Genomic DNA, 6,245 nt, shown 5'->3' on the forward strand with positions numbered 1-6,245 from the left:
GGATGACGCTGAACAAGAGACCTGATCAGCCGATCGCCATGGCCATCCTCCGATCATGCAAAGAGTCCGCGTCCTCCTGACCAGATTGATTGCCAATCAACTCCCGCCCCCTTGCACTGTCCAAACTAAACCCCCGGCGCAGTTTGATACCAAAGAGGCCCATAGCGTGGGCTAGGGTGTACCAACTGCTGTGCTGCTTGAGGGTCAACGTGTCTCCGTGCACCACCACGGCAGGAATATGCAAAAGACTTAGTTGCAGATACGCCATGTGGACGGCCCTGCAGTCGATATCGACCAGGGTGGCGTGCAGGTGCTGCTGGTAGTTGATGCCCAATTCTCGCAGGCGAAGTGCAAACGCGATGACCATCGCACCAGCCCCACAAGAGGGTTCCGAAAGGGTGATGAACCCTCGCTCCTCGATAAGACTTTGAACATGTCCTGTATCAGCAAGCGTCAGGTCCGTAAGGACCTGGCTGATCGATTCTGGGGTGAAAAACTGTCCACTCCGAGAATTCGAGCCGCCTACCTCCATGAACAGCCTTCCCAAGATATCGCTGGGGTCTTTTTCCAGGGCCTGCTGTAACTCATCGAGCATTGCACGGAATAGGTATTGATCCTTCGGCTTGTACCTTTGGATCAGCCGCATGTACTGGGCTTCCCGGGCCTCCCGGTGGAGCACGTCTACTGCGTTTGAGACCGCCACGGCTGCCATCTCGCAGAAGTCTTGAAAGACCTCGCGGGGTGGGTGGTAGCCCACCGAATGAATGAGCTTGGCCAGGTTGTCGGTGTGCTGCTTTGCGGGTGACATACTGCGCTCCATCAGTTTCTAGATGGGCGCAGTATTCGGTGGGATAGGTTGTGCCAGAACCGGTGCCGCTTGGTATGGTTGGTCAGCTCTTACGGCGGGGCAAAGCCCGAACCTCCGGTCCAATTACGAAATCGTGACCAGGTGGGGCCTGGACATAGTCCGCTTCCGGTTGGATAAGCAAGGGGGCAATGTCGCAGCCCAGCTGCTCGACGTTTCCGAGCTTCTCTAACTCTTCCTTCAACCAAAGAACCTTCGCATCTATCTCGTGATAGGCGACTTCCCACTGCAGGCCGATGTAGCCATTACGTCGCTCCTGCAGTCCTTCCGCGATCCGGTTCAATTGCTTATCGCTCGGCTGCAGCCAGTGAAGGGCCAGAGGATTGGTCAGAAAAACGGTCCCCGGCCTCACATCCAGCGTCAGGAACTGATTGTCGGACCCAACCTGGGAGAACATGTGATCAGCCTGAATCGCCAGGTTGATGAAATACAGCCCCTCCCAGTCTGGATCGGCATGAGGCCATGACTCACAGCATGCCACCCAAAGCGTGGCGGTGGACAGGGGGTAGGGAAGGTCGTTGAGGCCAGCGGTGTGGATCTCGATGATGGGGCTCAATGAGGAGGTGACAACCTGCTCTGGGATGGCAACCGCAATTAGGGACTCTGCATCTACGGCGAAGGTATTCATGAGTCTTCTCGAGCTTGAGGCCGGTAAGGCGAAGTCGGCCAGGTAGAGTTAGGATCAATGGGCCAGGTGCGGTCGGCATACGCCATCGCAGCTTCGCGGGAGCGGAATCGACGGCGCATCACCTTCGAGGGATGACCAATATCCGACTTGTCACCGGTAATGTACGGCGGCCACGCCAGCCAATAGTCGGCTTCTGGCTGATCGTTTTCATCATGCGGCTGGGCCGCACCCGCCATATCCCGGCGCGTCCAGCTGCTCGGCCTGAACTCTCTCCAAGTCGGGGTCTGGCTATCCATAGGTTACTCAACAGGCTCCATCTGCCGGCGAGCTGAGGCAATGCGCGGGAGACGTACTGGCCTGGCAGATAGTTCCTGGAGGTGCGCACCCAGATCGAAGTGGCCCGCCGCGCGCATCAAGGGCACTATCCTCATTGCCCTTGCATCCCCTCGAGGGAGAAATACCGCCCGGCCGTCGAGGTGGCGAGGCAACGGTGTCCAAAGGAAACCGGCCCGGTATTCCCTCATTGCATCGAAGAATCGTTGGAAAGCCTCTGAATCATCATTCAGGGCAAACACCTCATACTCGCCAACCAGCCGAGACACCGCGGCCTGAGAAAGGCGGTGGACGCGCAGAAGGCCTTTCAGAGGAACGGGAACTTCCAACCGGGCAGCCAGGTAGCGGCCAGCCACGAAATGATGGGAACCCCCAGAGTTCATCAAGAAAACTCGGCCGTCCCACTGGTGGCATGCAAAGAAGTCGTCGGTGGAGTCGCGATGAAGGATGCGGATCTCGTACCACCCCAGGCTCTTTTCAAGGTTCGCGTGAGTGATCTCCCCTACGAGATACTGCGTCCTGGCCACAGCCATAGCATCGAGGCTCTCGAAATCTCGAAGCTCCGACTTGGAGGCACAAAGCCCCTGGACATCCTGGATCTCACACTCCCAGGACTCGACGATCTCTGTGTAGCCAACGTTGGCCAGCGCATCGATGGTGTAGTGGTAGCTGCAGAATTCGGTTCCAACAGCCTTCCATCCAAGCAGCTCCCCCGGTGCTCGCCAGTTTCCGGTCAAGTAGCTCCCCTTGCCCCACTCGTGCCACCGAACGACCTCTGATGAGGCAATCGAACAGGGCTGTCCTGGTAAATCGAACCTCAGATCGCGGTTTTGCTGCAGCATATGCCCAAGGGAGGCCGGATGCCCGAGGCAGTCCAAACTGAAGCGAAGGACCTTTGCCCATGTGTCACGCATAACGCCATTCTCCGTTGTGTTGAATCCCAACCATTGTCGGGGCTTAGGAGGCTGCATAGCTGTCAATTCGCCCCAGTTGGAGGGCCGACCCCACGGCGCGCCATCAGTGTTTGAGGATAACGGGCAAGGGGCTAGTCGAAGAACCTTCGTGGGATTCAGCGGCCGAAAGCAGCAGCAATCTGTGGATTGAGCCAGAACCCTGGCCGTCCACGGAACAATTCAGCGCCAGTGCGGATGTGCTGCAGCATCAGTTCGCCCGACATCCAGGTGCGGCCGAGCAACTCGGCTGCCAGGGATGTCATGTTGCGACCGGCCCAGGCATCCACTACAAGATCGCCTTCCTCAGTCAGAAACTGAATCAGGAACTCGGGAATCGAAAAGGGCATCGGAGCACCGTGGGTCGGCAAGCCAAGGGCCTCTGCGGCTTTGCGGTGTTGAGTGCCGTAGGCGCAACGGTGTCCACGGGTGATCACGTTCTTCGGGATCGATCCGGCAGTCTCGTTGCTGAAGCTGCCCGGACGTAGGCGATATGCGCCATCACCGTAGTTCGTGTGGCGTTTCTCGCCACCATTCTGGATCAACCGCAGATGCCGTTCGGAATGCGGCTGGAGGACGCGGTTGTTGTTCGATTTGCATTTCAGCGGGTTCTTTGCGAACCAGAGTACAGGCTCATACCCCACATTGAGTTGCTGACGGGATTTCGAGGCCCACTGAACCGGACCAGGAGCCTTTGCGGGGTTTTCCCAGATGAGCCGGTCCATCAGGTAGAGTCCAAATCGATCACAGACTTCCAGTACCAGGCGCTCCACATAGGTCGAGCGCGCCGGTAGTCCCGGGAGGAAGCAATCCTGCGATACGTTCAAGACGAGACTGCCTTCTTCTGCCAGCGCCTCGACCACAGGCTCGAGCGTGGCGCAGATGAAGTCGACGATTTCCCGCTCATCAGGGTTGCCGTAAGCCCTTTCCTTCCTCAACGGGTACGGCGGAGATTGGAGCGCAAGCACGACCGGTACAGTGAGCCTTTTGAAGATATCCGCGCTTGGCCCCCAGATCGCCAGGCCCAGGTCAGTACGAAAGCCGAGCACCTTCACACCAGACTTCGCTGGATTGAGGTCGCGTTTGGCATCTTCGGTCAAGCGCCACACGCCGCGCTCTCCGTTGACGCGCTCGATGATACCCATCTGTTTCAGTGATTGCTGAGTCCACCGGATAGCGCGGCGAACCAGGCTGTGTTTCTGCCCACTCTCCCCAACAGGCGCAAGCTCGTTCAAGGCTTCCGTAGAAACGCCAAGGTGGTTGGTGACGATCTCGTAGAGCGCGGTGTTCGTCAGGGGCTTGTCGGGGTTGGCCTTGTAGATGCCCGCAATCTGGTCGACGGCGAACAGTTCGCCCTGACCCGGGGCGCTGACTTTGTGTTTGAGTCGGGTGGTGCGCATCGTTTCATTCTCACTCGCGGCCGCAGATTTATCGCGGCGGTTCGATGGAGCTGGCCAACTGGCCAATTGATCACCCGGAGATGATCAGGGCGCTCCGGCTGTGCCAGAACCCGTGCGAATGTGATTCAGGTTCGATGATGTCCTTGAATGGCCTTCATTCGTTCGTAGGTGCGCAGGGCACTGTTCCCCTTACTCCAGTCGATCCCCACCTCATCGTCCATCAGCTGATGGAGTTCCTCCCAATGCGAAACGAGAGCAGCCCATTCGCGTCCGTGGATGGCCATCTCCGAGATTCGCGCCTTCCACTCGGGTACCAGTTCCAGCAGGCGCAGGCATCGACCCAGGTCAGAAGGATCGGACGGTGTGCAGAAGCCATCCTCGGGCAGGACGCCCATCATGCTCGACCAAATCGCTATAGCGGAAAGACCCGTATCTTCCCCTACGATCCACTGGGAAACGCGCTTGAGAAAATCGTTGTTCATTGCAGCTCCAAGACAAAAGAACAGGGCTGCAGATTACTTGGTGGGTAGGCCTGAATCAGTTGAAAGGGGGGGGATGAAATTCAAGTCGGTGCATGCAAAGCCGATCTTGTGAAGACATCAATACGAGAAGCGAGCAGGGCAAGAGAGGGACGAATTCCGCTTATAAGCGGAAGACGACTATAGTCTGAATCCCCAAAATTCCAGCTTTTCGCGTGTCAAGCTGGGACAGCCTTATCCATTTTCGTAATCACAACGTGGCCTTTGGCCGCGCACTTCGAAACCTGCGAAAAACTGCCAACCTCACTCAAGAGCAGCTTGGGTTTGAAGCTGGTCTAGATCGCACCTACATCTCGGTCCTCGAGCGCGGGGAGCGTTCGCCCACGCTTGACACTATCGTTTCCCTTAGCGACGTGTTCGGCTTGAGCGTTCTAGAGCTCGCCAGTCACATCCAAAGTCAGTTGGACGAGATGCATGACAACCAAGACTCTTCGCGAAGCCCTTAATCACTACCGTGAGAAAGTCTCGATTCTCAAGAAGGGCTACAAGCAAGAATGCTATCGCATTCAGCAGATAGCCAACTCGCTCCTGGGTGAGAAAATCGTGCGCGAGATCACATCTGTTGACATGGCACTGTTGCAAATAGTCGGTGGTGATAAACTTATCATCCCCTTTTGCTGATGGAGCTGCACATGAACCCATTCAAAGGCCGGCATTTTCAGCGTGACATCATTCTGTGGGCCGTACGCTGGTACTGCAAATACGGCATCAGTTACCGTGAGCTGCAGGAGATGCTGGCTGAACGCGGAGTGAATGTCGATCACTCCACGATTTACCGCTGGGTTCAGCGTTATGCGCCTGAAATGGAAAAACGGCTGCGCTGGTACTGGCGTAACCCTTCCGATCTTTGCCCGTGGCACATGGATGAAACCTACGTGAAGGTCAATGGCCGCTGGGCGTATCTGTACCGGGCCGTCGACAGCCGGGGCCGCACTGTCGATTTTTATCTCTCCTCCCGTCGTAACAGCAAAGCTGCATACCGGTTTCTGGGTAAAATCCTCAACAACGTGAAGAAGTGGCAGATCCCGCGATTCATCAACACGGATAAAGCGCCCGCCTATGGTCGCGCGCTTGCTCTGCTCAAACGCGAAGGCCGGTGCCCGTCTGACGTTGAACACCGACAGATTAAGTACCGGAACAACGTGATTGAATGCGATCATGGCAAACTGAAACGGATAATCGGCGCCACGCTGGGATTTAAATCCATGAAGACGGCTTACGCCACCATCAAAGGTATTGAGGTGATGCGTGCACTACGCAAAGGCCAGGCCTCAGCATTTTATTATGGTGATCCCCTGGGCGAAATGCGCCTGGTAAGCAGAGTTTTTGAAATGTAAGGCCTTTGAATAAGACAAAAGGCTGCCTCATCGCTAACTTTGCAACAGTGCCTTCTACGGCACGTTTGAAGGCGCGCTGAAAGGTCTGGTCATACATGTGATGGCGACGCACGACACCGCTCCGTGGATCGGTCGAATGCGTGTGCTGCGCAAAAACCCAGAACCACGGCCAGGAATGCCCGGCGCGCGGATA

8 protein-coding genes and 1 pseudogene are annotated in these 6,245 nt (G+C 56.8%); 3 read left to right on the forward strand and 6 right to left on the reverse strand.

Annotated features, from left to right (window positions below; genetic code table 11):
• Window positions 1-25: 25 nt before the first annotated feature.
• The 5 genes from LU671_RS05370 to LU671_RS05390 all read right to left on the reverse strand — a co-directional run bounded on the left by LU671_RS05370 (window position 26) and on the right by LU671_RS05390 (window position 4,658).
• Window positions 26-808 carry an N-6 DNA methylase gene (locus LU671_RS05370; protein WP_010792955.1) on the reverse strand — a complete coding sequence of 261 codons (783 nt, stop codon included), beginning with the start codon at window positions 806-808 and terminating at the stop codon, window positions 26-28.
• Between the two features lie 82 nt (window positions 809-890).
• Entirely contained in the window at window positions 891-1,493 is a 603-nt protein-coding gene (locus LU671_RS05375; protein ID WP_021018621.1) for a hypothetical protein, read from the reverse strand.
• A 299-nt stretch (window positions 1,494-1,792) separates the two neighbouring features.
• The gene (locus LU671_RS05380; RefSeq protein WP_202034894.1) at window positions 1,793-2,563 is read right to left on the reverse strand and encodes a DUF6685 family protein; all 771 of its coding nucleotides are present in this window, start codon (window positions 2,561-2,563) and stop codon (window positions 1,793-1,795) included.
• A 332-nt stretch (window positions 2,564-2,895) separates the two neighbouring features.
• On the reverse strand, window positions 2,896-4,176 hold the full coding sequence (locus tag LU671_RS05385) for a site-specific DNA-methyltransferase (RefSeq protein WP_021018624.1): 1,281 nt from the start codon (window positions 4,174-4,176) through the stop codon (window positions 2,896-2,898).
• Window positions 4,177-4,301: 125 nt separating this feature from the next.
• On the reverse strand, window positions 4,302-4,658 hold the full coding sequence (locus LU671_RS05390) for a hypothetical protein (RefSeq protein ID WP_021018625.1): 357 nt from the start codon (window positions 4,656-4,658) through the stop codon (window positions 4,302-4,304).
• Between the two features lie 254 nt (window positions 4,659-4,912).
• Here LU671_RS05390 and LU671_RS05395 point away from each other — a divergent pair, with 254 nt between their 5' ends.
• From LU671_RS05395 to LU671_RS05405, 3 genes are read left to right on the forward strand one after another with little or no spacing between them, the layout of a single operon-like run.
• Window positions 4,913-5,161, forward strand: coding sequence for a helix-turn-helix domain-containing protein (locus tag LU671_RS05395; protein ID WP_071537108.1), 249 nt, complete (start codon window positions 4,913-4,915; stop codon window positions 5,159-5,161).
• A complete protein-coding gene (locus tag LU671_RS05400) occupies window positions 5,130-5,336 on the forward strand; it encodes a hypothetical protein (RefSeq protein WP_180215255.1) in 207 nt (68 codons plus the stop codon). Before LU671_RS05395 ends, LU671_RS05400 begins: the two co-directional genes overlap by 32 nt.
• Window positions 5,337-5,347: 11 nt before the next feature.
• On the forward strand, window positions 5,348-6,052 hold the full coding sequence (locus LU671_RS05405; RefSeq protein WP_001067855.1) for an IS6-like element IS26 family transposase: 705 nt from the start codon (window positions 5,348-5,350) through the stop codon (window positions 6,050-6,052).
• Between the two features lie 52 nt (window positions 6,053-6,104).
• On the opposite strand, the pseudogene LU671_RS05410 reads toward LU671_RS05405, so the two are convergent.
• Window positions 6,105-6,245 (reverse strand): annotated as a pseudogene (locus LU671_RS05410) (integrase); the annotation flags it as partial.

This window comes from Pseudomonas sp. NMI760_13 (genome assembly GCF_021283245.1).
Taxonomy (GTDB): domain Bacteria; phylum Pseudomonadota; class Gammaproteobacteria; order Pseudomonadales; family Pseudomonadaceae; genus Aquipseudomonas; species Aquipseudomonas peradeniyensis.

Bases quoted from the DNA above. Each gene is read 5' to 3' on its own strand.
- LU671_RS05370 (WP_010792955.1), bottom strand. From the start codon at position 808: ATGTCACCCGCAAAGCAGCACACCGACAACCTGGCCAAGCTCATTCAT.
- LU671_RS05375 (WP_021018621.1), bottom strand. From the start codon at position 1,493: ATGAATACCTTCGCCGTAGATGCAGAGTCCCTAATTGCGGTTGCCATC.
- LU671_RS05385 (WP_021018624.1), bottom strand. From the start codon at position 4,176: ATGCGCACCACCCGACTCAAACACAAAGTCAGCGCCCCGGGTCAGGGC.
- LU671_RS05390 (WP_021018625.1), bottom strand. From the start codon at position 4,658: ATGAACAACGATTTTCTCAAGCGCGTTTCCCAGTGGATCGTAGGGGAA.
- LU671_RS05400 (WP_180215255.1), top strand. From the start codon at position 5,130: ATGACAACCAAGACTCTTCGCGAAGCCCTTAATCACTACCGTGAGAAA.
- LU671_RS05405 (WP_001067855.1), top strand. From the start codon at position 5,348: ATGAACCCATTCAAAGGCCGGCATTTTCAGCGTGACATCATTCTGTGG.